Source organism: Arthrobacter zhaoxinii (genome assembly GCF_024385505.1).
In the GTDB taxonomy this organism is placed as follows: Bacteria; Actinomycetota; Actinomycetes; order Actinomycetales; family Micrococcaceae; genus Arthrobacter_B; species Arthrobacter_B zhaoxinii.
In genome coordinates this window covers 308764-333937 of the sequence record NZ_JANFLT010000001.1, presented here as the reverse complement: position 1 = coordinate 333937, position 25174 = coordinate 308764, and the positions used below count along the sequence as shown (strand labels likewise).

At 64.2% G+C, this 25174-nt stretch carries 24 protein-coding genes and 1 pseudogene; 16 read left to right on the top strand and 9 right to left on the bottom strand.

Annotated elements, in window-relative coordinates; genetic code table 11:
* Positions 1-482: 482 nt before the first annotated feature.
* The 5 genes and pseudogenes from NNX37_RS01495 (at position 483) to NNX37_RS01475 (ending at position 4112) form a co-directional block, all read left to right on the top strand.
* The gene (locus NNX37_RS01495; RefSeq protein ID WP_255790386.1) at positions 483-647 is read left to right on the top strand and encodes a hypothetical protein; all 165 of its coding nucleotides are present in this window, start codon (positions 483-485) and stop codon (positions 645-647) included.
* A gap of 892 nt (positions 648-1539) precedes the next feature.
* Positions 1540-1992 (top strand): hypothetical protein, encoded by a 453-nt coding sequence (locus tag NNX37_RS01490; RefSeq protein WP_255790384.1) that lies wholly within the window; start codon positions 1540-1542, stop codon positions 1990-1992.
* A 153-nt stretch (positions 1993-2145) separates the two neighbouring features.
* Positions 2146-2667: a hypothetical protein gene (locus tag NNX37_RS01485; RefSeq protein ID WP_255790383.1), complete on the top strand. Its 522-nt coding sequence runs from the start codon at positions 2146-2148 to the stop codon at positions 2665-2667.
* A gap of 344 nt (positions 2668-3011) precedes the next feature.
* Positions 3012-3541: pseudogene (locus NNX37_RS01480) on the top strand (putative immunity protein).
* Positions 3534-4112 (top strand): GNAT family N-acetyltransferase, encoded by a 579-nt coding sequence (locus NNX37_RS01475; RefSeq protein ID WP_255790381.1) that lies wholly within the window; start codon positions 3534-3536, stop codon positions 4110-4112. The pseudogene NNX37_RS01480 and the gene NNX37_RS01475 overlap by 8 nt, the downstream one beginning before the upstream one ends.
* On the opposite strand, the gene NNX37_RS01470 is transcribed toward NNX37_RS01475, so the two are convergent.
* Positions 4109-4720 (bottom strand): NAD(P)-dependent oxidoreductase, encoded by a 612-nt coding sequence (locus tag NNX37_RS01470; protein ID WP_255790380.1) that lies wholly within the window; start codon positions 4718-4720, stop codon positions 4109-4111. The two genes, NNX37_RS01475 and NNX37_RS01470, sit on opposite strands and share 4 nt — an antisense overlap.
* 371 nt (positions 4721-5091) lie before the next feature.
* Between NNX37_RS01470 and NNX37_RS01465 the strand changes: the two genes are divergently transcribed.
* The 6 genes from NNX37_RS01465 to NNX37_RS01440 all read left to right on the top strand — a co-directional run bounded on the left by NNX37_RS01465 (position 5092) and on the right by NNX37_RS01440 (position 13145).
* Positions 5092-6741 carry a peptide ABC transporter substrate-binding protein gene (locus tag NNX37_RS01465; protein ID WP_255790379.1) on the top strand — a complete coding sequence of 550 codons (1650 nt, stop codon included), beginning with the start codon at positions 5092-5094 and terminating at the stop codon, positions 6739-6741.
* Between the two features lie 132 nt (positions 6742-6873).
* Complete coding sequence (locus NNX37_RS01460) at positions 6874-7800, top strand: ABC transporter permease (protein WP_255790378.1); 927 nt, start codon at positions 6874-6876, stop codon at positions 7798-7800.
* Positions 7793-8746, top strand: a complete 954-nt coding sequence (locus tag NNX37_RS01455) for an ABC transporter permease (protein ID WP_255790377.1) — start codon at positions 7793-7795, stop codon at positions 8744-8746. Before NNX37_RS01460 ends, NNX37_RS01455 begins: the two co-directional genes overlap by 8 nt.
* Positions 8743-10437: an ABC transporter ATP-binding protein gene (locus NNX37_RS01450; protein WP_255790376.1), complete on the top strand. Its 1695-nt coding sequence runs from the start codon at positions 8743-8745 to the stop codon at positions 10435-10437. The genes NNX37_RS01455 and NNX37_RS01450 overlap by 4 nt, the downstream gene beginning before the upstream one ends.
* 339 nt (positions 10438-10776) lie before the next feature.
* Complete coding sequence (gene typA / locus NNX37_RS01445; RefSeq protein WP_230020977.1) at positions 10777-12699, top strand: translational GTPase TypA; 1923 nt, start codon at positions 10777-10779, stop codon at positions 12697-12699.
* 62 nt (positions 12700-12761) lie between these two features.
* Positions 12762-13145: a hypothetical protein gene (locus NNX37_RS01440; RefSeq protein WP_255790375.1), complete on the top strand. Its 384-nt coding sequence runs from the start codon at positions 12762-12764 to the stop codon at positions 13143-13145.
* Between the two features lie 116 nt (positions 13146-13261).
* Here NNX37_RS01440 and NNX37_RS01435 read toward each other — a convergent pair whose 3' ends face one another.
* Positions 13262-13507, bottom strand: a complete 246-nt coding sequence (locus tag NNX37_RS01435) for a putative acetyltransferase (RefSeq protein WP_255790373.1) — start codon at positions 13505-13507, stop codon at positions 13262-13264.
* 142 nt (positions 13508-13649) lie between these two features.
* On the opposite strand from NNX37_RS01435, the gene fdxA reads away from it, so the two are divergent.
* From fdxA to NNX37_RS01420, 3 genes are all read left to right on the top strand, one after another.
* Positions 13650-13973 carry a ferredoxin gene (gene fdxA, locus NNX37_RS01430; RefSeq protein ID WP_230020973.1) on the top strand — a complete coding sequence of 108 codons (324 nt, stop codon included), beginning with the start codon at positions 13650-13652 and terminating at the stop codon, positions 13971-13973.
* Positions 13970-15145 carry a succinyldiaminopimelate transaminase gene (gene dapC / locus NNX37_RS01425; RefSeq protein WP_255790372.1) on the top strand — a complete coding sequence of 392 codons (1176 nt, stop codon included), beginning with the start codon at positions 13970-13972 and terminating at the stop codon, positions 15143-15145. Before fdxA ends, dapC begins: the two co-directional genes overlap by 4 nt.
* Positions 15146-15347: 202 nt before the next feature.
* On the top strand, positions 15348-16640 hold the full coding sequence (locus NNX37_RS01420) for a citrate synthase (protein ID WP_255790371.1): 1293 nt from the start codon (positions 15348-15350) through the stop codon (positions 16638-16640).
* Positions 16641-16709: 69 nt separating this feature from the next.
* Here the strand turns inward: NNX37_RS01420 and galE are convergent, their stop codons facing one another.
* The 3 genes from galE to dapD form a co-directional block, all read right to left on the bottom strand.
* The gene (gene galE / locus NNX37_RS01415) at positions 16710-17726 is read right to left on the bottom strand and encodes a UDP-glucose 4-epimerase GalE (RefSeq protein ID WP_255790369.1); all 1017 of its coding nucleotides are present in this window, start codon (positions 17724-17726) and stop codon (positions 16710-16712) included.
* Between the two features lie 64 nt (positions 17727-17790).
* A complete protein-coding gene (locus NNX37_RS01410) occupies positions 17791-18660 on the bottom strand; it encodes a hypothetical protein (RefSeq protein WP_255790368.1) in 870 nt (289 codons plus the stop codon).
* 13 nt (positions 18661-18673) lie between these two features.
* Positions 18674-19654 carry a 2,3,4,5-tetrahydropyridine-2,6-dicarboxylate N-succinyltransferase gene (dapD, locus tag NNX37_RS01405; protein ID WP_255790366.1) on the bottom strand — a complete coding sequence of 327 codons (981 nt, stop codon included), beginning with the start codon at positions 19652-19654 and terminating at the stop codon, positions 18674-18676.
* A 33-nt stretch (positions 19655-19687) separates the two neighbouring features.
* Here dapD and dapE point away from each other — a divergent pair, with 33 nt between their 5' ends.
* Positions 19688-20779, top strand: coding sequence for a succinyl-diaminopimelate desuccinylase (gene dapE / locus NNX37_RS01400; protein ID WP_255790365.1), 1092 nt, complete (start codon positions 19688-19690; stop codon positions 20777-20779).
* Positions 20780-20857: 78 nt separating this feature from the next.
* Here dapE and NNX37_RS01395 read toward each other — a convergent pair whose 3' ends face one another.
* The 4 genes from NNX37_RS01395 to NNX37_RS01380 form a co-directional block, all read right to left on the bottom strand.
* Positions 20858-21763 (bottom strand): amino acid ABC transporter permease, encoded by a 906-nt coding sequence (locus tag NNX37_RS01395; protein WP_255790364.1) that lies wholly within the window; start codon positions 21761-21763, stop codon positions 20858-20860.
* On the bottom strand, positions 21760-22437 hold the full coding sequence (locus NNX37_RS01390; protein ID WP_255790363.1) for an amino acid ABC transporter permease: 678 nt from the start codon (positions 22435-22437) through the stop codon (positions 21760-21762). Before NNX37_RS01390 ends, NNX37_RS01395 begins: the two co-directional genes overlap by 4 nt.
* An 83-nt stretch (positions 22438-22520) precedes the next feature.
* A complete protein-coding gene (locus tag NNX37_RS01385; protein ID WP_255790362.1) occupies positions 22521-23354 on the bottom strand; it encodes a glutamate ABC transporter substrate-binding protein in 834 nt (277 codons plus the stop codon).
* Between the two features lie 118 nt (positions 23355-23472).
* A complete protein-coding gene (locus tag NNX37_RS01380; protein ID WP_255790361.1) occupies positions 23473-24252 on the bottom strand; it encodes an amino acid ABC transporter ATP-binding protein in 780 nt (259 codons plus the stop codon).
* A 148-nt stretch (positions 24253-24400) separates the two neighbouring features.
* On the opposite strand from NNX37_RS01380, the gene NNX37_RS01375 reads away from it, so the two are divergent.
* Positions 24401-25171, top strand: coding sequence for an LOG family protein (locus NNX37_RS01375; protein ID WP_255790359.1), 771 nt, complete (start codon positions 24401-24403; stop codon positions 25169-25171).
* Positions 25172-25174: the final 3 nt, after the last annotated feature.

Below are 25174 nucleotides of genomic sequence, written 5' to 3'. Positions count from 1 at the left end.
GCGCGCAGCCGGGGTTACCCAAGCGGTGGTTGAGGAGACGATTGATGCAGGGCGTATCCCCAGCACAGAAGATCTGATTCCGGCCGTTATCAGCGGCGGGCTCAACGGCTCCGGTGGACCCATCGTTCGGCACCACGAGTTATCAAATTAGTATCAAGGGGGAACAGGTTTAATTGGATAAAGGGGAGGAGGATGAATTGAACCCACAAGCCGAGGGCAACATCTCAGCGGATCCGCCCAAAAAGCCGTCACGATCGTTGAAGAGTAATTTGGCCTTTTGGGGAATTTTGCCCACCTTTGGGCTGCTCGTCCTAGCGCTTACGGTTGGACCGTGGGTTATTACTTCCTATGACGACGACCACCGGGTACGAATGGAATGCACTGTCACTGATGCTGAGGGAGGCACCTATAGTCCTGCCGGCCGCAGTGTCGGTTCGAGGCCGGAGCTAATCATCAGGACCTCTGACTGCGGGACGTTGACCTTGATCCATGAATCTGACCAGGCCGCCAACGAGGTGATGGCTGCCGAGCTGGCACAGGGAGGTAGGTTCGAGTTCGAACTGGGCCAGGCAACGCGCACCTTGATGGGTTTCTTTGACGTCATCGGTATGACACCAGTGGTTTCTTCATACGAAAAAGTCGACTGACTCAGCTGAAGTCGAGGTGTTCTGCCTCCCAGAGACTGGTGGGCAGACGACCCAGCGCACCCGTCCGTTTTGCTTCACAGGGGCTGGATTCGGTGTCCTCCTGTTGGGACCACGTTTTCAGTCCATATAAACAACGCCTCGGCCTTCTGGCCGGGGCGTTGTTTATTGGACAGCCGAACTGGCTGTTGGCGGGCCTTGCCGTTACCGGAGGCGTTTTGGGCATGCGTTAGAGATCAAGAAACGCCCCCCGCAGTGTTGCCTGAAATCTCGGACCTGAGCTTCGCGTATTGGTGTTCCTGCGGGGACCGAGTCTGCTCTTCGAGGAGACCGAGCGGACGATGAGCAACGATCCGCTGAGAGGCGATCAGGCGGGGGCGTAGGCAGGGTCGGCGGGTCTGGTCGGCCTTTGGCGGGACTAATCAAGAGGTTGCCTGGCTACGGAACGTGGTTGAGTTTAGGTTTAATGTCTAGGTTTTTCGTCTGAAAAGAAATGCCGCCCTCGCCGGAAACGCTGAGGGCGGCATTTTTTGTAACCGGGGTCGATAGGTTTACGCTGACCTATTCGGGCAGAACTCCTTGGTCCAGAAGTGCGTTGGGCAGGCCGGATACTTGGACAAGAGAACAGAATCCTTGAAAGACACAGCCTGGGCGATCATGGGACTACCGGAGAAGATCACCGAGTATGCCCCGTTGGGGCCGGCTGAGCTGCAGAAGGCCTTACTGGAAGGAATGAACAGTGCCCGCCTTTAGGACACATATGTGGATGTTTACGGCGGCGGCCGCTGTGCTCCTAGTGGGGATGACCGGATGCGCTCAGAAGGGGTCAAACACGACAACGTCGGAGAAAAACGCCCCCGAGGAGACAATCAGTGCCAGAGAAGGACGGGACCGGGTGGTTGAGCTCGTTTTCAATACTGCCGAACAGCTCGACGTCACCGGGTGGTGGCCCCGCAACGGGTCAGCGGGGGCGCAGGAGTGCACCCCCGAAAGCAGCCATGGACTGGGGGATGCCACTGCCAGTTACAGCTACGACCGCTGGGCCCCTCAAGGAACGGACCATGTTGAGGACGCCCAGCGCGTCGCCGACTATTGGGAGTCCCTTGGCATGACCGTACGCACCATAAACCCGACAAAAGACCCGGTCGTGTTTGGCGAGGGGGGTCCCGTCCTCCGGGCTGAATTCGATACTGATGCACCTGAACAGTCGTACAGCATCGGGGCTACTGCCCCCTGCTCGCCGGGCGACGCTTGGACCTTGAATGAGGAGGACAGTGCAGAGCGGGATCAAGGCAAAGTACTCCCCGGAGACGAAGGCCTCGTGCTTCAGGAAGAGCCCCCGCAGTAACACCACGAAGCAATTACCCCTCCCGGCGCCCCGCCCGGAGGTTCCGGTGGGACCGGCTGGTCTTCTAAAGCCCTTAATCGAAGGAATGAATTGTCCGCCGCTAAGCCACATATAAGGATCCTCACGACCGCGGCTGCCGCGCTCATGATGGGAATGACAATAACGGCCTGCGCCGAGAAGGAGCCCAGTACGGCAATCAGTGCCAGGGAGGGACGGGACCGCGTGGTTGAACTCGTGTTCAATACCGCCGACCAGCTCGCGGTCACCGGGTGGTGGCCCCGCAACGGTGCGGCGGCGGCTGATGAGTGCATCCCCAAAAGCCGCAGCGGTATCGAGGATGCAACTGCCAGTTATAGCTACGACCGCTGGGCCCCCCGTGGAACCGACCATGTTGGGGACGCCAAACGCGTCGCCGAGTATTGGGAGTCCCTGGGCATGAGCGTACGCACGGTAAATCCGACAACCCACCCGACTGTCTTCGCCGAGGGCGGTCCCGTCCTCCGGGCTGAATTCGATACTTATGCGTCCGACGAGTCGTACAGTATCGGGGCTACTGCTCCCTGCTCGCCGGGCGACGCTTGGACCTTGAATGAGGAGGACAGTGCAGAGCGGGATCAAGGCAAAGTACTCCCCGGAGACGAAGGCCTCGTGCTTAAGGAAGAGCCTCCGCAGTAACTTCACGAGACAATCCCAGCCGCTCCGATACCGGGCGCCGACCGACAGTCGGGCAGTTCTGATTGGGTGTGTTCCCAGTAACCGTCTGAGCGCTGCTACTTTCTTTGCTGGACATCAAGGCGCCCATTCTTGAACGGGGAACGGACTCTTCACGTACGAGGGTGTTCCGCAGGCGAGCTGCTTCGACTGTTATAGGTAGCTTCAGAAGCAGCGCTCCCCTCTGGACCCGGCTGCGGCGAAGCAGCAGTCTTCAGGGCGTCCCGACTTCTGGCTGGGGTTCAGCGGGGAGGCGTCGTCCAGCAGCACCAGGGCGGGCCCGCAAGCCGGTGTGGCATCATCTGGAGATGGCGTCACCCCAGACTCTCAGCGATCCGAACCGGCGCGTCATCGCACGATGGGCGGCAGCATGCGCTGAACGTGTCCTCCCGCTCTACAAAGCAGATGAGGCCGCGGAAGAAACCGCCCGGAATGCGCTCGCCCGCACCCGTGCGTACAGTGCAGGATCGGGCACGGCCGCCGAAGAAATCAGCAAGCGGCTCGTCGTCGTAAAGATCGCGAATGCTGCGACCACGCCGGCCGGCGCTGCGGCAGCCCGCGCCGTCGCCCAGGCAGCCGCGGTCGCCCACATGGGCGCCATGCTCTGGGTGCGGCTGCCTACGCGGCGAAGGCAGTCTCGCTCGCGAACGCAGATCAAGCGGAGGCGGTCCAGCAGGAGATCCGATGGCAGCTGGCACATCTGAGCGAGAGCAAGCGAGAGGTGCTGCGGCTGCTTCCGCCCGTAGGTGCTGACTCCGCCGGTCCACTGGGAGAGGGACTGCTGTCACGCGGCATCCTGGGAGCGGCAATCCGTGAGATTCAGGTCCAGATTGCCTAGGTTCTACCGTCGCGGCCGCGGCACCAGCGCCATGACTGCGCAGGCCGGGCCGGACCCGGCAATACATGGCGCCGACTCCACGGCCCAAGGTGAAATCGCCCGGTCCTGGCCGGCGACTCAGGATCACCCCGTTCCCGACGACGTCGCCCGCCTTCTCGCCAGCGTGCCCGAATGGTTCGGGCAGCCCGACTCGAATGCCGAGTACATCGACGCTGCCCGAAGCAAGGAAACCTGGACCGTGCGCGACGTCGACGGGTCCGTGGTCGGGGTCACCTTGGTGGACCGGCACTTTCCGCACGTGGCGGAGATTCACCTGACCGTGGTCGAGCGCGCCGCTCACGGCACCGGCGTCGGCACTGCGATGCTCGCGGCCATCGAAGCCGGCGCGGTCCGGCGCGGGGTACGAATCCTTGAGGTGAAGACCCTCGGCCCTTCGCATCCGGACTCCGGCTACGCGCGAACCCGACACTTCTATGAGACGTGGGGATTCCTGCCCCTGGAAGAGACGGACCTGTGGGGAGACGCCACACCGTGCCTGATCATGGTGAAGCCGCTGGGTTCGGCGCCCTAGCTGCTCACGCCCAGGGCCTTACCGACGGTGGAATCGTCCGTGAGGATCTCCAGCATGCAGGCCGCAAGGTCGCGGCGGGGGACCGAACCTCGCAGCTTTCCCTCGCTGCCTACCTCCAGGGCACGCCAGGTGCCGGCCGGGTCCTTGTCGGTGAGACCGGTCGGGCGGACCAGTGTCCAGTCCAGCCCGGAGCCGGTCACGGCGGACTCCTGCTCGTTGTGGTCAGCCAGCGGTTTGGCCAGCGCAACCCGGGTGATCAGGCCGAGCGGGCCGGGCAGCTGCGAGGAGGAATCTCCCGCTCCCAGTGAGGACTGCACAACGAGGCGCCGTACGCCCTGCGCCTGCATCGCCTTGACGGTTGCCCGGGTAACTGCAGCCCTCTGGTGGGGGACTCCCTTGGCTCCGCCCACGGTGACGAACACAGCGTCGGCCCCGGACACCGCCGCGGACACTGTTTCAGGATCCGCAGCGTCGCCGGTGCGCGCGGAAACACCGGAGGGTGCACGGCCGGACCGGGAGAGCGCCGTGACCTCATGGCCGGCGTCCTGTGCGAGGGAAGCGAGCCGCGCACCGGTGCCCTGCGAGCCGCCGATAATCGTAATCTTCATGGAACCCCTACTTCGAGATGTCGTGCAGTTGGTACCCCATGAGCATCCTCCCACTCATGGCTGGAACCGACTCCTCCCTTGCCCGGGCGAGACACAAAAGCGCGCCATATGACATGTCATTGCATGTAATACAGGCCTCGTATGCCAAATCGTTACCAGACGGTATGGTTCGGCCTTTTCCCACGTCATCAGGGTCTTTGGCGCCATGTGATCGGCAGCACGGTGCCCATAAGGGTGCCACATGGCGGACTTGGTTACGTCTAGGCAACAAAGTGGGCTTATGCTTTTGGCTTTGTGAGTCGGTTCACCATTTGGCAGAGCCGCAACACCGGCGTTATCAACGCCGGAACCGAACAGAACTAGGAGGCGGAATGCGCGTCACACGCACTTCCAAAATGCTGAGCGTAGCGGCACTTGCCGCACTTACGCTGAGCGCCTGCGGTGGAGGATCCGACGAATCGGCCGAAGGCTCGGGTGAGACCGAGGGCAACAGCACCGCGATCATCACTGCCAACGGCACCGAACCGCAGAACCCGCTGATGCCGGTCAACACCAACGAAGTTGGCGGCGGACGCATCATGGACCTGCTCTTCGAAGGCCTGGTCAGCTACGACGCTGACGGCAATACGGTCAACGAACTCGCCGAGTCCATCGAGACCGAAGATTCCCAGACCTACACCATCAAGGTGAAGGCGGACCAGAAGTTCACCAACGGCGAGGCCATCACGGCCAAGTCCTTCGTTGACGCCTGGAACTTCGGTGCAGCTGCCAAGAACGCCCAGCTCAACTCGTACTTCTTCGAGAGTATCGAAGGTTACGACGTGGTCAGTGCGGAAGGTGCAACGGCCGACACGATGAGCGGTCTGACCGTGGTGGATGACAGCACGTTCACCGTGAAGCTCAGCCAGCCGGAATCCGACTTCCCGCAGCGACTCGGCTACACCGCCTTCTTCCCGCTGCCCGCCGAGGCCCTTACGGACCCCGCCGCGTTCGGCGAGGATCCCATCGGCAACGGCCCGTACATGCTCGACGGCGACGACGCCTGGCAGCACGAGATCCAGATCGACCTGGTCGCTAACCCGGACTACACCGGAACCCGTGTACCGCAGAACGGCGGAGTGACCTTCAAGTTCTACTCCTCCTTCGACGCAGCCTACGCAGACCTGCAGTCCAACGAGCTGGACATCCTCGACACCATTCCCAACATGGCGCTGAAGACGTTCAAGACGGATCTGGGTGAAGGCCGCTTCGACGAGAAGGCCTACGCCGGCAACCAGACCATCACCGTCCCCGGCTACCTTCCGGAGTTCTCCGGTGAAGCGGGACAGCTCCGCCGCCAGGCCATCTCCATGGCCATCGACCGGGACGAGATCACCGAGGTTGTCTTCTCAGGATCGCGTGAACCGGCCACTGAATTCACCGCTCCGGTCATCGAGGGCTACAACGACAGCATTCCCGGCAACGAGGTGCTCGAGTTCGACCCCGAGAAGGCCAAGGAACTCTGGGAAGAAGCCGAGGAGCTTTCGCCCTGGCCCGCTGACCAGCCCTTCACCATCGGCTACAACGCCGACGCCAACCACAAGGAATGGGTTGACGCCGTAGCAAACGGTCTGAAGAACAACCTTGGTATCCAGGCCGAAGGCAAGCCCTACGCAACGTTCAAGGAACTGCGCGCAGACGCTAGCGCCAAGACGCTGACCGGTGCCATCCGCACCGGCTGGCAGGCCGATTACCCGTCCCTGAACAACTTCCTCGGCCCGCTGTACGGCACCGGGGCGGGTTCCAACGACGGCGAATACTCGAGCGAAGAGTTCGACAACCTCCTGAACGAGGGCCTTGCGGCTTCCACGCCGGAAGAGGGCGCGGAAACGCTCAACAAGGCGCAGGAAATCCTGCTGAAGGACCTTCCCGTTATCCCGCTGTGGTACCAGGTGGCACAGTCCGGCTGGAGTGAAAACGTGGACAACGTTGAAACCGGCTGGAACGGCGTCCCGGTGTACTACAACGTCACGGCCAAGTAGCAGTATCTAGACCGACCGATCCGGGGCCCGGCCAGAAGGCCGGGCCCCGGCTTGTATTCGGGTTCTATCAGGAACAGGCATACAAAAAATGCGAGACTTCAATCCCCCACAGCTGGCAGGAGAGCACCCCTAATGGCCGGCTACGTCATTCGACGCTTCCTCCAAATGATCCCCGTTTTCTTCGGGGCCACCTTCCTCGTTTACTTCCTCGTGTTCTCCCTGCCGGGAGACCCCATCGCCGCGCTCTTCGGCGATAAGCCGGTTAACGAAGCCGTTGCCGCACAGCTGCGCAGCCAGTACAACCTGGACCAGCCCTTCATCATCCAGTACCTGCTCTACCTGCAGAACCTGGTCACCTTTGACCTGGGTGTCGACTTCTCCGGCCGCGAAGTTTCAGCCGTCCTGGCCCAGGCCTTCCCGGTCACGATGCGCCTCGCCGTGCTGGCACTGCTTTTCGAAGCGGTCTTCGGTATTGCCTTCGGCCTCATGGCCGGCCTGAAGAAGGGCAAGATCTTCGACAGCACCGTCCTGGTTGTGTCGCTGATCGTGATCGCGATCCCGGTGTTCGTGCTTGGCTTCCTGCTGCAGTTCCTCGTGGGCGTCAAGCTCCAATGGACCAGCCCCACCGTCGGCGGCGACGCCGGCTGGGCGGACCTGATCCTGCCGGCAGTGGTCCTGGGCCTGGCGTCCTTCGCCTACGTCCTGCGCCTGACGCGCACCTCGGTCATCGAGAACATGAACGCCGATTACGTCCGCACCGCCACCGCCAAGGGCCTTTCCCGTCCGCGCGTGGTCACCGTGCACATCCTGCGCAACTCCCTGATTCCCGTGGTGACCTTCCTCGGGGCGGACCTGGGTGCGCTCATGGGCGGCGCCATCGTCACCGAAGGCATCTTTAACGTCCCCGGAGTGGGACAGCGACTTTACCAGTCAGTCATCAGGGGAGAGGGGCCGACGATCGTGTCGATCGTGAGCGTCCTCGTTTTCGTCTACGTCATCGCCAACCTCCTGGTAGACCTCCTGTACGCCTGGCTTGATCCGAGGATCCGTTATGCATAAAGACACCACACACATCGAGCACTACGTCGCCCCGCTGGAGGAAACCCCTCTGGCGGCGACGGACAGCGTCAAGGAAGATGTCCAGCCGCTAAGCCTCTGGGGGGAGGCCTGGCGCAACCTGCGCACCCAGCCGCTGTTCATCATTTCCGCCCTGCTTATCCTGCTGATTCTCACGGTTGCGGCTTTCCCCGGCCTGTTCACGAATGCGTCACCGGATGAAAACTGCCTGTTGGCCAATTCCAACGGGGCGCCCACGGCGGGTCACCCGCTGGGCTTCACCTTCCAGGGCTGCGACGTTTACGCCCGGGTCATCTACGGCACACGCGCGTCCGTCCTGGTGGGTCTGCTGACCACCATCGCCGTCGTGATCATTGGCGGCATCGCGGGAGCACTGGCGGGCTACTACGGCGGATGGCTCGACGCCATCCTCGCCCGGGTCGGCGATATCTTCTTCGCCCTGCCGCTGATCCTCGGCGCCATCATCATCATGCAGCTGCCGGCTTTCCGTGAGAACCGCACGGTCATCACGGTGGTCTTCACGCTGCTGATCTTCGGGTGGCCCCAGGTGGCCCGCATTACCCGCAGCGCAGTGATCTCGGTCCGCAACTCGGACTTCGTGGTGGCGTCCCGCTCCCTCGGTGTCTCGCGGTTCTCGGCGCTGGTGAAGCACGTTATTCCCAACTCCACCGCTCCCGTGATCGTGATCGCCACGATCTCGCTGGGAACGTTCATTGTTGCGGAAGCCACGCTGTCCTTCCTGGGCATCGGGCTGCCGCCGGGCATCATGTCCTGGGGAAATGACATCTCGGCTGCCCAGTCCTCGTTGCGGTCCAACCCCTCAACGCTGCTCTGGCCTGCGGCCGCCCTCTCCATCACCGTGCTGAGCTTCATCATGCTCGGCGACGCGGTCCGTGATGCTCTTGATCCGAAGGCGCGCAAACGATGACCATCAATACCCCCAACACGCCCGTCCAGCCGCTGCTGGAAATCCGCGACCTGGCAATCACGTTCACCACCGCCAACGGCGACGTTGAAGCAGTCCGTGACGCACACCTGACGATCATGCCCGGCGAGACCGTGGCCATCGTGGGGGAGTCCGGCTCCGGCAAGTCGACGACGGCGCTGGCGGCCATCGGCCTGCTGCCCGGCAACGGCAGGGTCAGCTCAGGCCAGATCCTCTTTGACGGCGAGGACATTTCCAATGCCAGCGCCAAGCGGATCCAGGAGCTGCGCGGCAACTCGATCGGCATGGTTCCGCAGGACCCGATGTCCAACCTGAACCCGGTATGGAAGATCGGTTTCCAGGTCAAGGAAACCCTGCGCGCGAACGGGCTGCCGCATTCCGCGGCGGACATTGCGAAGGTCCTGGAACAGGCGGGCCTGCCGGATGCGGCAAACCGCGCCAAACAGTACCCGCACGAGTTCTCCGGCGGTATGCGCCAGCGGGCACTGATCGCCATTGGCCTGTCCTGCCGGCCGCGGCTGCTGATCGCCGATGAGCCGACGTCGGCGCTGGACGTCACCGTCCAGCGGCAGATCCTGGACCACCTGGGCACCCTGACTGATGAACTGGGCACCGCGGTGCTGCTGATTACGCACGACCTCGGCCTTGCCGCGGAACGGGCACAGAAGGTTGTTGTGATGTACAAGGGACGGGTGGTGGAATCCGGGCCGGCCCTGGAAATCCTGACCAACCCCCGCCACCCATACACGCGCAAGCTGGTGGAATCGGCGCCGTCGCTGGCCTCCAAGCGCATCGACTCGGCGAAGAGCCGCGGCCTGGAAAGCACAGACCTGCTCACCTCCGAAGACGGTGCCAAGCTGAAGGCTGCGGATAACGTCATTGAGGTGAAGGACCTGACGAAGGTCTTCAAACTCCGCAGCGGGCTCGGCAAGTCCACCGATTTCACCGCCGTGGACAACGTGTCCTTCAATATCAAGCGCGGCACCACCACGGCCGTCGTGGGCGAGTCCGGTTCGGGCAAGTCCACGGTGGCACGCATGGTGCTGAACCTGGAGACGCCCACCAGTGGATCCATCCTGTTCGACGGGGTGGACATGACCACGCTGAACAGCAAGCGCCTGTTCGAGTTCCGCCGCCGGGTCCAGCCGATCTTCCAGGATCCGTATGGATCCCTGGACCCGATGTACAACATCTTCCGCACCATTGAAGAGCCCCTTCGGGTGCACAAGATCGGTACGCCCAAGAGCCGCGAGGCCAAGGTGCGCGAGCTCCTTGACCAAGTGGCCCTGCCGTCCTCCGTCATGCGCCGCTTCCCGAACGAGCTCTCGGGCGGCCAGCGCCAGCGCGTAGCCATCGCCCGTGCGCTGGCACTGGATCCCGAGGTTGTCATCTGCGACGAAGCGGTTTCTGCGCTGGACGTCCTGGTGCAGGCCCAGATCCTGAACCTGCTGGCGGACCTGCAGTCGGAGCTGGGACTGAGCTACCTGTTCATTACCCATGACCTGGCGGTGGTCCGGCAGATTGCGGACTTCGTCTGCGTGATGGAAAAGGGCAAGCTCGTGGAGACCGGCACCACTGACGAGGTGTTCGACGCCCCGCAGCAGGCCTACACACAGGCACTGCTCGCCGCCATCCCGGGATCCCGGCTGGAACTGCCGCCGCAAGTCGCCTAGCGGCCCGGAAGCACATGCACTGAAGGCGGGGAACCGGACAGGTTTCCCGCCTTCGCTGCGTCCGGAACGGCCCCCCGCGCCGCGCCTGCCTTCGGCCCTGTCCGGGCCCCGGAGCAGCCTGCTCCGTTTCTCCCCGCAAAGGCACGCATTAGGGATCGTATGGTATTGCGACTAGAATGTTAGCGTGCCCGCTGACGGCGGGGCCTTCGGTGGATTCTGACTGGTGATTGAGCAAGCGATTGAATCAGCATTCGTACAGAACAGCCGGAAACGCCGGTACCAATCCGGCCGAAAAAAGATACACCCCGAACTGATCTCCTATGAATTGAGTCCTCACGCATGTCAGAAACCAACACGGCCGTAAATACCGCAGTACGAAGCGATCTCCGCAACGTTGCGATTGTGGCCCACGTTGACCACGGTAAGACGACTCTCGTCGACGCCATGCTGAAGCAGACAAACTCGTTTGCCGCCCACGGTGACGTGGAAGACCGCGTGATGGACTCCGGTGACCTGGAGCGCGAAAAGGGCATCACCATCCTGGCCAAGAACACCACCGTGTTCTACAACGGTCCGGCAGCCAAGGGTGAAACCATCACCATCAACGTCATCGACACCCCCGGCCACGCCGACTTCGGCGGCGAGGTCGAGCGCGGTCTGTCCATGGTCGACGGCGTTGTGCTGCTCGTTGATGCCTCTGAAGGACCGCTGCCCCAGACCCGCTTCGTGCTGCGCAAGGCGCTGGCCGCGAAGCTGCCGGTAGTCCTCCTGGTCAACAAGACCGACCGTCCCGATGCCCGGATCGACGAAGTTGTCAGCGAGTCCATGGACCTGCTGCTCGGCCTCGCCTCCGACCTCGCCGACGAAGTTCCGGACCTCGACCTTGACCTGGTCCTGAACGTTCCCGTTGTCTACGCCGCCGCCCGCGTCGGTGCAGCCTCCCTGGAGCAGCCGGCCGACGGCTCAGCCCCCGCGAATGACAACCTGGAACCGCTGTTCCAGACGATCATCGACCACATCCCGGCTCCCACGTACGACCCCGAGGGTGTCCTCCAGGCGCACGTCACCAACCTGGACGCCTCCCCGTTCCTCGGCCGCCTGGCCCTGCTGCGTATCTTCAACGGCACCCTGCGCAAGGGCCAGACCGTTGCCTGGGCCCGCCACGACGGCACCATGAAGACCGTCAAGATCACCGAGCTGCTGGCGACCAAGGCACTGGACCGCGTTCCCACCGAATCCGCCGGACCGGGCGAGATCGTGGCTGTTGCCGGCATCGAGGACATCACCATCGGTGAGACCCTGACCGACGTCGACAACCCCAAGCCGCTGCCGCTGATCACCGTGGACGATCCCGCGATCTCCATGACCATCGGTATCAACACCTCGCCGCTGGCCGGCCGGGTCAAGGGTGCCAAGGTCACGGCCCGCCAGGTCAAGGACCGCCTCGACAAGGAACTGATCGGCAACGTGTCGCTGAAGGTCCTTCCGACCGAGCGTCCGGATGCCTGGGAAGTCCAGGGCCGCGGCGAGCTCGCCCTGGCCATCCTCGTGGAGCAGATGCGCCGCGAAGGCTTCGAGCTGACTGTCGGCAAGCCGCAGGTAGTCACCAAGATCGTTGACGGCAAGGTCAACGAGCCGATGGAGCACATGACCATCGACGTACCCGAGGAATACCTGGGTGCCGTCACGCAGCTGATGGCTGTCCGCAAGGGCCGGATGGTCAACATGGCCAACCACGGCACCGGCTGGGTCCGCATGGAATTCATCGTTCCGGCCCGCGGCCTGATCGGCTTCCGCACCAAGTTCCTGACGGAAACCCACGGCGCCGGCATCTCCTCGTCCATCGCCGAGGGCTACGAGCCCTGGGCCGGTCCGATCGAGTACCGCACCAACGGTTCGCTGATCTCCGACCGCTCCGGCGTCGTCACCCCGTTCGCCATGATCAAGCTGCAGGAACGCGGTTCCTTCTTCGTGGAGCCCACCTCCGAGGTTTACGAAGGCATGATCGTCGGCGAGAACTCCCGCGCCGATGACATGGACGTGAACATCACCAAGGAAAAGCAGCTCACCAACATGCGTGCCGCGTCCTCGGATACCTTCGAGAACCTGACCCCGCCGCGGAAGCTCACCCTGGAAGAGTCGCTCGAATTCGCCCGTGAGGACGAATGCGTCGAGGTCACCCCGGAGTCCATCCGCATCCGCAAGCTGGTCCTGAACGCGAACGACCGCGCCAAGGCCAACCGCGCCCGCGCCAAGGCCTAGTCATTTCCGCTACGGCTGACACCGGCAAGAGGTCCCCGCGCTGGCGGGGGCCTCTTGCCGCCGTGGGCGGCGGAATCCTCGCCGCAGTGCTGGGCACCTCCCTGCACGGCCACGTGGTCTACGCCGGCGACAGCGGTCTGCCCGTCGGTGCGTTGCTGGCCGTGGTGTTCAGCTGCGCTGTGGCCCTGCTGATCGGCCTCTGGCAGCGCAGCGCGCTGCTCAGCGCCGTGACCGGCGTGGTTACGTACCTGGTGCTGGGGCTTTTCTCGCTGGCCCTGGTCAGCGAAGTGCCGCTGATCGTGACCGGCTCGTCCGCGCCGGAGCAGCCGCCGGTGGTTATCGCCGGGCTGGTGTGGCTGTTCGGGCAGGCTGTTGCCACTGTGGCAGCCGTCCTTGCCTGTGCACGCGTGCTGGGCCGGGACCGCGCAGCAGGAACCGCCGGGTAGCTCCGCGCAAGTTTTAAAGGCAAAAGGCCGTCGGAACCATTGGTTCCGGCGGCCTTTTTGCATCCGCCCTGCATCCGCCCTGCATCCGCCCTGCATCCGCCCTGCATCGCCCTGCATCAGCCCTGCAGCGGGCGTGCCCGCGCAGAGCGCCGCGGGGGAGCCGGCGGGACGGGCTTGGCAGCGGTGACCAGCGGATAGGCAATCACGACGTCGCCGCGCCGGGTGGATACAGTGCATTCCTCTGCCCCGATGTCGGTGAGGGTGCCGAGTGCGTCGGTAAAGCCGCCGTCGATCCGGTAGCGGACCACCACCCGCACACCGGGCTGCAGTCCGCGCAGCAGGGCGGCGGGGTCGGAAGTCATCCCACCATCCTACGGCGGGGCCGGAGTAGTCACCGGGACGCTCCGGCTGGGAGATAATGGACAAGGCTACTAACGTGGAACCAACACCCAGCGACCCGCCGTCCTACCGGCCGACGGTCCGCAGATCAGGAAGGCAAGGGACGTGACGTACGTAATTGCGCAGCCATGCGTGGATGTCAAAGACAAGGCATGTATTGAAGAGTGCCCCGTGGACTGCATCTATGAAGGCGAACGATCCCTCTACATCCACCCGGACGAATGCGTCGACTGCGGTGCCTGTGAACCCGTCTGCCCGGTGGAGGCCATTTACTACGAGGATGACACTCCCGAGGAATGGGCCGACTACTACAAGGCCAACGTCGAGTTCTTCGACGTCCTGGGTTCCCCCGGCGGCGCAGCCAAGGTAGGCAACACCCACACCGACCACCCGATCATCGCGGCCCTGCCGCCGCAGAACCAGGCATGAGCACGGCGGCGTCCCGGGCCTTCGGCCTGGATTTGCCGGAATACCCCTGGGACGCCATGGCGCCGTACCAGCGCCGGGCCGCAGAGCACCCTGACGGGGCCGTGAACCTCTCCATCGGTACTCCCGTCGACCCCACGCCCTCCGTCGTCCGTGAGGCGCTGGCAGCGGCAGCGGACGCTCCGGGCTATCCCACCACCCACGGCACCGCCGATCTGCGCGCCGCCGTCACGGAATGGTTTGCCCGGCGCCGGAACGTCCCCGGACTGGATCCGGAGGCAGTGCTGCCCACCATCGGTTCCAAGGAACTCGTCGCGTGGCTGCCGCTGCTGCTCGGGCTGGGGGAGGGCGACGTCGTCGTCCGCCCTGTGGTGGCCTACCCCACCTACGACATGGGTGCAGTTTTCGCCGGGGCGACGGCGGTCGCTGCCGATTCCCTGTCGGATCTGGATGAGGAGACACGTTCCCGCGTGCGGCTCGTCTGGGTGAACTCCCCGGGCAATCCCACCGGCATCGTGCGCTCCGCAGACTCGCTGCGCACGCTCGTGGAAGAGGCCCGCGCCGTAGGTGCCGTAGTCGCCTCCGACGAATGCTACGCCGAGCTCGGCTGGGACTCCTGGGATCCCTCCCGCGGCGGCGAACCCGTCCCCAGCATCCTGGATCCGCGGATCAGCGGCGGAAGCACCGAGTCGCTGCTCGCCGTGTACTCCCTGAGCAAGCAGTCGAACATGGCCGGCTACCGTGCCGCGTTCACGGCCGGGGACCCGGCACTGATCGCGAACCTGGTCAACAGCCGCAAGCATGCCGGAATGATTGTTCCGGCCCCGGTGCAGGCCGCCATGGCCGCGGCGCTGCGCGATGATACGCATGTGGCCGCGCAGAAGGACCTCTACCGCTCCCGCCGGGACCTGCTAGTCCCTGCCCTGGAAGCCTTCGGACTGAAAATCGAGCACTCCGAGGCAGGACTGTATCTCTGGGCGAGCGCGGGAGAGGACACCTGGGCGACCGTTGCACGTTTCGCGGAGCTCGGCATAGTGGTGGGCCCGGGGGTCTTCTACGGCGACGCGGGGGCAGGATTCGTCCGGATTGCCCTCACCGGCACCGATGAGGGCATCAGCGCCGCTGCGCAGCGCCTGCACGCAGCTGCCGGAGCCGGCAGCACCGGGCACGGATAAGCACCGGGTAGGAATAGTATTGGGCACTGCACCGTCATGCGGCGCCTGGCCATGTTGCGCTTGTACAACAGTGCCCGCCCCGATTAGTGGTAAGGGCACTGAAACCGGTAGCGTTTTAGCGAAATAGTTTAGTGGAATGCACTATGTCCGCCGGAAGCGGATGTACATAGCGGCGGTTTCGAAAACTCCTAAAGGAGAATTAATGACTGAGCAACCAAGTGCCAAGCTCCAGTACGGGCCAAACCCGGAAGACGAGCTTGTACTGCCCCGCGTTGCCGCAGCGGAGGGAAACAACGGCTTCGACGTTTCCAAACTGCTGAAGCAGACCGGTACCGTCACTTTTGACCCCGGCTTCATGAACACGGCGGCCACCACCTCCGCGATCACCTACATCGACGGCGACCAGGGCATCCTGCGGTACCGCGGCTACCCGATTGAGCAGCTGGCCAAGCACTCGAGCTTCCTCGAGACCTCGTACCTGCTGATTTACGGGGAACTGCCGACGCCCACCGAGCTGGAGAACTTCGACCAGCGGATCCGCCGCCACACCCTGCTCCACGAGGACCTCAAGGGCTTCTTCGGCGGATTCCCGCGCGATGCACATCCGATGCCGGTGCTCTCCTCGGCGGTCAGCGCCCTCTCCACCTTCTACCAGGATTCCCTGGACCCGTTCGATGAAGAGCAGGTGGAGCTCTCCACGGTCCGCCTGATGGCGAAGCTGCCCGTGATCGCGGCCTACGCGCACAAGAAGTCCATCGGCCAGCCGATGCTCTACCCGGACAACTCCATGAACCTGGTGGAGAACTTCATGCGGCTGTCCTTCGGCCTGCCGGCCGAGCCGTACGAAATGGATCCGGACCTGGTGAAGGCCCTGGACCTGCTGCTGATCCTGCATGCAGACCACGAGCAGAACTGCTCCACCTCCACGGTCCGCCTGGTCGGCAGCTCCAACGCCAACATGTTCGCGTCCGTTTCGGCCGGCATCAGTGCACTCTTCGGCCCGCTGCACGGCGGCGCCAACGAAGCGGTCCTGAACATGCTCCGTGACATCCAGTCCACCGGCATGCAGCCAGAAACCTTCATGGAGAAGGTCAAGAACAAGGAAGACGGCGTCAAGCTCATGGGCTTCGGACACCGTGTTTACAAGAATTACGATCCGCGCGCCAAGATCGTCAAGGCGACGGCGCACGACATCCTGGCCAAGCTCGGCGGCAACGACGAGCTGCTGGACATCGCCATGCGCCTCGAAGAGAAGGCCCTGGCCGATGATTACTTCATCGAGCGCAAGCTGTACCCGAACGTGGACTTCTACACCGGCCTGATCTACAAGGCCATGGGCTTCCCGGAGAAGATGTTCACGGTCCTGTTCGCCATTGGCCGCCTGCCGGGCTGGATTGCCCAGTGGCGCGAAATGATGCAGGATCCGCAGACGAAGATCGGCCGCCCGCGCCAGCTTTACACGGGCGCGCCGGAGCGGAACTACCCGCAGCGCTGATCTGGTTGGAAAGAGAAAAAGGGAAGGTCCCCGGAGAATTCCGGGGACCTTCCCTTTTTTGTTTATTTACTACTCGGCGGCATAACCCTGGGGGTTGTTCTTCTGCCAGCGCCAGTGGTCCTCGCACATGCTCGCCAGCGTGCGTTCGGCACGCCAGCCCAGGTCCGCGTGCGCAGCGGCGGGATCCGCATAGCTGACGGCGGCATCCCCGGGGCGACGGGCGGCGAACTCGTACGGGATTTCCCGGCCGGCCGCAGCTGAGAAGGCGGCCAGGACCTCCAGGACGGAAGAACCGTTTCCGGTGCCAAGGTTCCAGCGGTGCACACCGGGGGCTTCACCCAGGAAGTTCAGGGCGGCCAGGTGGCCGGCGGCGAGGTCCACTACATGGATGTAGTCGCGGACTCCGGTGCCGTCCGGTGTGGGATAGTCGTTGCCGAAAACCATAACCTTGTCGCGGCGGCCCACGGCAACCTGTGCCACGAACGGCAGCAGATTGTTCGGGATGCCCGTGGGGTCCTCGCCGATCCGGCCGGATTCGTGGGCACCGGCAGGGTTGAAGTACCGCAGTAGGGCAATGCTCCAGCGGGGATCCGCGGCGCCCAGATCACTGAGGATGTCCTCGATCTGCTCCTTGGTGCGCCCGTAGGGGTTCACTGCATCCATGGGGGAGTCCTCGGTGAGGGGAACCTCTTCGGATGCACCGTACACGGTTGCGGACGAGCTGAAGACAATGGTCCGGACGTCGTGGCGGTCCATGGCATGGAGCAGGTTGATGGTGCCGACCACGTTGTTGGAGTAGTAGTACAGGGGCTTGGCCACGGATTCGCCCACGGCTTTCAGACCGGCGAAGTGGATGACGGCGTCGATGGACCGCCCTTCGAAGGCCGCGTCGAGTGCGTCCTTGTCCAGCAGGTCTGCCTGGATGAACTCGGCCTTACAGCCGGTCAGCTCCTGGACCCGCCGGAGGGATTCCCTGCTTGAGTTCAGGAGGTTATCCACGACCACCACGTCATGGCCTGCTTCGAGCAGGGCGAGAGTGGTGTGGGATCCGATATAACCGGTGCCACCGGTGACTAGAATACGCATGGTCCTAAGCCTAAACGCTTCCGCAGCGGGATCCGCAGCGTAGTTGGCCGAAGACACGGACGGTCTAGTCCGCCGGAAGGGTGAATGCGGTGACGGCGACCTGGCCTGCGGCGGCATCCGACTCTTCCCAGACTGCCGTGCCCCGGTGCCAGGTCCGGCCCTCGTAGCCCACCGACTCGATGCCGAGGGACTTGGCATTGGCGACGAACCACTGCGCCACGGACCAGCCGTAGGCGCCCTCGACATCGGCCAGGTAGAGGGGGCCCAGCACGGAGCCGTTGAGCGGTCCGTAAATTTCCTCGACGGCGGCAGCACTCTGCGCGGGATCAGCGGTGGCAGTAGGGGTGTGCAGGGTGCAGGACAAGGCTGCGGGGGTCTGCCCGGTGAGGGCGGACGCGAAGGCCCGGGCAGGGCCTTCGTGCTTGGCATAGGCATCAGGGAAGGCGCTGCGCTGGACGGTCTGTGCTGCTTCCGTGATCGGGAGATCCAGGTAGCCGGGCACCTGCTCCAGCCCGTTGTAGAACGCGTTGGCGGCGTAGAAGGGGTCCATGACCTGTTCCTGGCTGCCCCAGCCCTGGGATGGACGCTGCTGGAAGAGACCGCGGGAGTCCGGGCCGGCGTCGTCACCGTAATCCACGTTGCGCAGGCCCGATTCCTGCAGTGCCGTGGCCAGGGCTATCGAAACGGCGCGCGGCGGCAGCCCGCGGGCCACCGCCACGCCGGAAATAGTCGAGGCATGTGCCGCCTGCTCGAGCGTCAACCGGTATTCCGCGCCGCCCACGACGGCGACGCAGCGTTCGGCAATCACCGGCGTCTCCTTCTTTCCCGTGAGGGCGGATACCGCGAACAGCGCGGCGAACGCGGCCAGGCAAAGCACCAGCAGCAGGAGCAGCACCCGGAAGCTGCGCGTCTCATGCTGCTGGAGCAGTTGCATGGTGACAGGGCCGCTAGTTCGCGTGCAGCGCGGAATTCAGCTCCACGGTGCGTCCGTTGCGGGGCAGCGCCTCCACGGCGCCGGTGGCGGAATTGCGGCGGAACAGCAGGTTCGGAACGCCGGAGAGCTCGGCGGCCTTGACCAGGCGGGGCTCGTCGCTGTCCAGCACACTGACCCGGGTGCCGGCCGTGACGTACAGCCCTGCCTCCACGACGCTGTCATCGCCGATGCTGATGCCGACGCCGGAGTTCGCGCCCAGGAGGACGCGTTCGCCCAGCGTGATCTTTTCCTTGCCGCCGCCGGAGAGGGTGCCCATGATGGAGGCGCCGCCGCCGATGTCGGTTCCGTCGCCCACTACAACACCGGCGGAGATGCGGCCTTCGACCATGGAGGTGCCGAGGGTTCCGGCGTTGAAGTTGACGAAGCCTTCGTGCATCACGGTGGTGCCCTCGGCCAGGTGCGCACCCAGCCGGACCCGTCCGGCGTCGGCGATGCGGACGCCGGAGGGCAGTACATAGTCGGTCATGCGGGGGAACTTGTCCACGCCGTAGACGGTCACGGTGCCGCGGCTGCGCAGCCGCAGGCGGACGGCCTCGAAGTCGGCCACGGCGCAGGGGCCGTGGTTGGTCCAGACCACGTTGGGCAGGGCGGCAAAGATGCCGTCAAGGTTGATGCTGTTCGGCGTTACCTGGCGGGTGGAAAGCAGATGCAGGCGCAGGTACGCGTCCGCTGTGTCTGCGGGGGAGGCGTCGAGGTCGATCTCGGTGGCGAGCACTTCGCCGTAGGTGCCGCGGATGCCGTCGGCCATGGCTTCGGCGGCGGCCTCGAGATCAGCCTGCAGCTCCTCGTCGGGAACGGAGGCGCCCAGCAGAGGGCGGGGGAACCAGACATCCAGGACAACACCGTCGGAAGTGACGGTGGCCAGGCCGAGGCCTGAGGCAGTGCGGCCGGCGTTGTCGGAGTCGGCGGGGGTGGGGGTAGAGCGTGAAGTCATGAGCCCCAGTCTACCGAGCGGTACTGTGGGATAGTGACTGACGCAGCTGTGATCCCCCTGGACCTGACCGGCGACGTGGCAGACCTGACGGCCGCCCTGATGAATGTCGAGAGCGTTTCCGGCAACGAAACCGCCCTCGCCGACGCCGTCGAAACCGCCCTCCGCGCCTACCCGCACCTTGAAGTATCCCGGGACGGTGACTCCGTAGTGGCCCGGACCCGGCTGGGGCGGGCGGAGCGGGTGATCCTCGCCGGTCACCTGGATACCGTGCCCCTGCCGACGGTGCCGGGATCCCGCGGAACCGTGCCTTCGGCGTGGGACGGCGAGGTCCTCTACGGCCGGGGCGCCACCGATATGAAGGGCGGGGTGGCAGTCCAGCTGGCCCTGGCGGCCTCGCTGACGGAACCGGCCCGGGACGTTACCTACGTTTTCTACGACCACGAAGAAGTCGAGGCCTCGCTCAGCGGGCTCGGACGGCTGGAGCGCAGCCATCCGGAGTGGCTGAAAGCGGACTTCGCCGTTCTCCTGGAGCCGACCAACGGGACAGTGGAGGGCGGCTGCAACGGCACCATGCGCTTCCACGCCACCACCACCGGCCGCGCCGCGCACTCGGCCCGCGCCTGGATGGGGGAGAACGCCATCCACGCAGCGGCAGACATCCTGGTGCGGCTGCGCGACCACTCACCGGCCACGGTGAACGTGGAGGGCCTGGACTTCCGCGAGTCCCTCAATGCCGTTCGGATCTGGGGCGGGACCGCGGGCAACGTGATCCCGGATGCGACGACCGTGGAAATCAATTACCGCTTTGCCCCGGACAAGGGCATCGAGGAAGCCGAAGCCTACGTCCGGGAGCTGCTGGCAGGGTTCGACGTCGTCCGCACCGACGCGGCGGCCGGTGCCCGGCCGGGGCTGAACCTGCCCGCTGCTGCGTCCTTCGTGGCCGCCGTGGGCGCCGAGCCGAGGCCGAAATACGGCTGGACCGACGTCGCCCGGTTCAGCGCGCTGGGGATTCCCGCCGTGAATTTCGGCCCCGGAGACGCCCTGCTGGCCCATACCGACAACGAACACGTGCCTGCCTCCGCCATCCGGGACTGCCTCGCCGCACTGCGGTCCTGGCTGGGCTAGGACAGCAGAAAAGGAGGGGACCGGCGGTGCCGGTCCCCTCCTTTTTCGTTGTGCAGTGCAGACTGCCTCCGGGTGGGGCTATTTGGCCGCGCCCTTTGCTGGTGCGGCAGCCGGTACCGGAGCTTCGATGCCCTCGGGCTCGATGGTGTCCTCAATCTTCAGGACCTTGCCGGCCCGCGCACCCAGGCGCCGGGAGAGGCGCTGGGCGGCGAAGGTGAGCAGCCAGTTGATGGCAATGAAGATCGCCGCGGTCACCAGCAGGGCGGGCAGGATGTTGCCCTCTCCCGAGGCCAGACGGCGGGCGTACTCCAGCAGTTCCGTGTAACCGATGAAGGTACCCAGGGCGGAATCCTTGAGGATCACCACGAACTGGCTCAGCAGGGCCGGCAGCATGGCCACCAGGGCCTGCGGCATCTCGATCGTACGCAGCGACTGTCCCGGCGTCAGGCCGATGGCCAGGCCGGCCTCGCGCTGGCCCTTCGGGAGACCGAAGACACCGGAGCGGACCAGCTCCGCGATTACCGAACCGTTGTAGAGGGTGAGGGAAATGACCACCGCAAAAAACGGGACCTGTGCCGGTTCAACGGACGTGGACTTGGAGAGGAACTGGTAGAAGAACACCATCATCAGCAGCACGGGAACAGCGCGGAAGAATTCCACCACGATCCCGCAGATCCAGCTGATCGGCTTGAAGGACGACAGGCGCCCGATGCCGAAGAGCAGCCCGAAGGCAATGGACGTCACCACGGCAACGGCGGCGGCCTTCAAGGTGGAGAGCAGCCCCGGGAGGATGTAGAACTCCCACGTTCCCCACTCCAGGAACGGCGTCCACTTGGCTGCCTCGAACTGGCCCTTCTCGGCCAGACCGGACACGGCCATCCACAGCAGCGCCAGAATCAGCAGGACACCCAGGAGGTTGCCGATCCTGATGTTCCGGCGGGTCTTGGGCCCGGGAGCGTCAAACAGGACGTTCTGTGCGCTCATCGTGCCACCGCCAGTTTCTTCGAGGCCCAGGTGGTGAGCAGGCCGATGGGGATAACGATGATGACGTAGCCGATGGCAAAGGTCAGGAAGATCTGCGTCATCAGGTTGGGGTGGAACTCGATCATGGTTTTCATCGTGCTGGAGGTTTCCACGGCAACACCGGCCGTTGCGGCCACGGTGGTGTTCTTGACCAGGGCGATCAGCACGTTGCCCATCGGGGCAATGGCGCCGCGGAAGGCCTGCGGCATGATGATGATCCGTGCCGCCGGAAGGAAGCCCAGACCGATGGCCCGCGCTGCTTCGGCCTGTCCCAGCGGAACAGTGTTTACACCGCTGCGGATCGCCTCACAGAAGAACGCCGCGTGGTAGATGGTCAGCGACAGGACGGCGAGGCGGAAGAAGTTGGTGGTGAAGTCGCTGGACAGGCTGACGTTCAGCTGCGACCACAGCGCAAGCGAACCGAACACCATGATGATGGTCAGCGGTGTGTTGCGGAAGATATTGACGTAGGCGGCACCGAACCACTGCAGGCTGGGGATCGGGGAGATCCGCATCAGCGCCAGGACGGTACCGAGAATCAGCGACCAGAGCGCCGCCCAGAACGCGAGCTGGATGTTTACCCAGAAAGCGCCGACGACGTCGTACTGCTCGAAGAGGGCAGTAAAACCCTCCATGTTTCACCTCTTTATGGTGGGAGAAGCCCGCAGCGGGGAAGCCGGCGGTGCCGGCTTCCCCGCGCAGGGTGGAACGGAATGAACTAGGCGCAGGCGTCCGTCTTCGGCGGGTTCAGCTCTGCATTGAAGGTGTAGTCGACGCCCTCGGTGTTCTTCTTGATGGCTTCGTCCCAGGCACCGTCTTCCACCATCTTGGCGATGGCGGTGTTGATGTCTTCACACTTGACGAGTCCTTCTTCCTTCGGCAGGCCGACGCCGTAGCGCTCCTCGGAGAAGGTGTTGCCGAGAACCTTGAACTTGCCCTTGTTGGCGTCGGTGGAGGCCAGGCCGGCAAGGATGATGTCGTCGGTGGTGACGGCGTCGATGGAGCCGCCCTGCATGGCGGTCACGCACTCGGCGTAGCTGGGCTGCTCCAGCAGGTTCACACCGGCGGCGTAGGAGTCCTTGATCTTCTGGGCGGAGGTGGAGCTGCCGACCGAGCAAAGGGTCTTGCCGTCCAGATCGTCGGGGCCGGTGATGTCGCTGTCGGACGGAACCAGCAGGTCCTGGCCGGCGACGAAGTACGGACCGGCGAAGGCAATGGTCTCCTTGCGGGCGTCCGTGATGGAGTAGCTCGCGAGGATCATGTCCACCTGGTCGTTCTCGAGCATGTTTTCGCGCTGCGGGGAGGGCGTCGAGATGAACTCGATCTGGTCCTCCTCGTAGCCGAGCTCACCGGCGACGTACTTGGCGACGTCGACATCGAAGCCGGTGTAGGCATCTCCGTCCTTGAAGCCCACGCCCGGCTGGTCGAACTTGATGCCGATGCGGATCTTCTCGCCGGAGCCTTCCGTGCTGCCGGAATCGCCGCCGCAGGCGGACAGGGTCAGTGCTGCCGCGGCGGCGATGGCCGCGGCGGCGTAACGGGTCTTGCGCATGTTTTTCTCCTTGCATTGCGGTCCTCCGCGAAAAAGCGGAGTTCCTAGCCTCATAAGGGTTGCTGCCAAGTGGTGAAACCCCGGTACTGCTGGTGGAGCTGGTAGTGCCGGAAAACTGCTAGTGGGACAGGATCTTGCCCAGGAAATCCTTGGCGCGGTCGCTCTTCGGGTTCGTGAAGAACTCCTCGGGAGTGGCTTCTTCGACTATCTGGCCGTCGGCCATGAAGATCACCCGGTCCGCAGCCTTGCGGGCGAAGCCCATTTCATGGGTCACGACCACCATGGTCATGCCGTCCTTCGCCAGGCCCACCATGGTGTCCAGTACCTCGTTGATCATTTCCGGGTCCAGGGCCGAGGTGGGCTCGTCAAAGAGCATGACCTTCGGTTTCATGGCCAGGGCACGGGCAATCGCCACGCGCTGCTGCTGGCCGCCGGAGAGCTGCGCCGGGAGTTTGTTGGCCTGGTTGGCCACGCCCACGCGTTCCAGCAGTTCCATGGCGAGCTTCTTCGCCTCAGCCGGCTTGGACTTGCGGACCTTGACCGGTCCCAGCGAAACGTTGTCCACGATGGACTTGTGGGCAAACAGGTTGAAGGACTGGAAAACCATGCCGACGTCGGCACGCAGCTTGGCAAGTGCCCTGCCTTCGGACGGCAGGACGGCGCCGTCAACGGTGATTTCGCCGTCATCGATGGTCTCAAGGCGGTTGATGGCACGGCACAGGGTCGACTTGCCGGACCCGGAAGGTCCGATCACCACCACTACCTCGCCGCGGGCAATATCGAGATTGATGTTCTGCAGGACATGGAGGTCCCCGAAATGCTTGTTCACGTTCTTCAGCGAAACAAGCGGTGCAGCGGATTCAGGCACGGATGTGCCTGGTGATGTGTCACTGGTCATAAGGAAAATCTAACCATTGATTATTGCCGGCGTGTGACACGATCCACCGGGGCAGGTAATTGTGACTCAAGCGCAACCTGTCCGGTGCGAACCCGGCCGATGACGCCGGCCGCGTTGCCACCGGCGTCATCATGGATAGCCTAGAGGCATGCCTATCAGTGATGATCCCCGTCCCGTGCCCGCCGACCTGCCGCGAAAGCGGGGCCCGGTGGAGCTGCGCCGGGGAGCGGCCCTGACTCCGCAGTCGGACCGTTTCCTGCTGGACACGGCGGGTTCCGCCCATTTCACGCATACCGACCCCTGGCGGGTGCTGCGGATCCAGAGCGAGTTCGTGGAAGGATTCGGCACCCTGTCCGAGCTGGGGCCGGCGGTGAGCGTGTTCGGTTCCGCCCGCAGCGTCCCCGGATCGCGCTATTACAAGCTTGCGGAAGAGGTTGGCCGTCTGCTGGCCGAAGCGGGCCTGGCGGTGATCACCGGCGGCGGCCCCGGCTCCATGGAAGCGGCCAACAAGGGGGCAGTGGGAGCAGACGGCCTGTCCGTGGGTCTCGGCATTGAACTTCCCTTCGAGACCGGCTTGAACGAATGGGTGGACCTGGGCGTCAACTTCCGGTACTTCTTCGTCCGCAAAACCATGTTCGTCAAGTACGCGCAGGGGTTCATCGTGCTGCCCGGCGGGTTCGGAACCCTGGATGAGCTCTTCGAAGCCATGACCCTGGTACAGACACAAAAGGTCACATCGTTCCCGATCGTGCTGATCGGCACCGATTTCTGGAATCCGCTGTTGGGTTGGATCCGTGAAACCCTGCTCGCCGAGGGAATGGTGGGTGAAACGGACCTCAAGCTGCTGCACGTGGTGGATGACCCGGCGGAGGCGGTGCGGCTGATCATTGCCGACGCGGCCGGACACGTTTCCCCCTAGGGG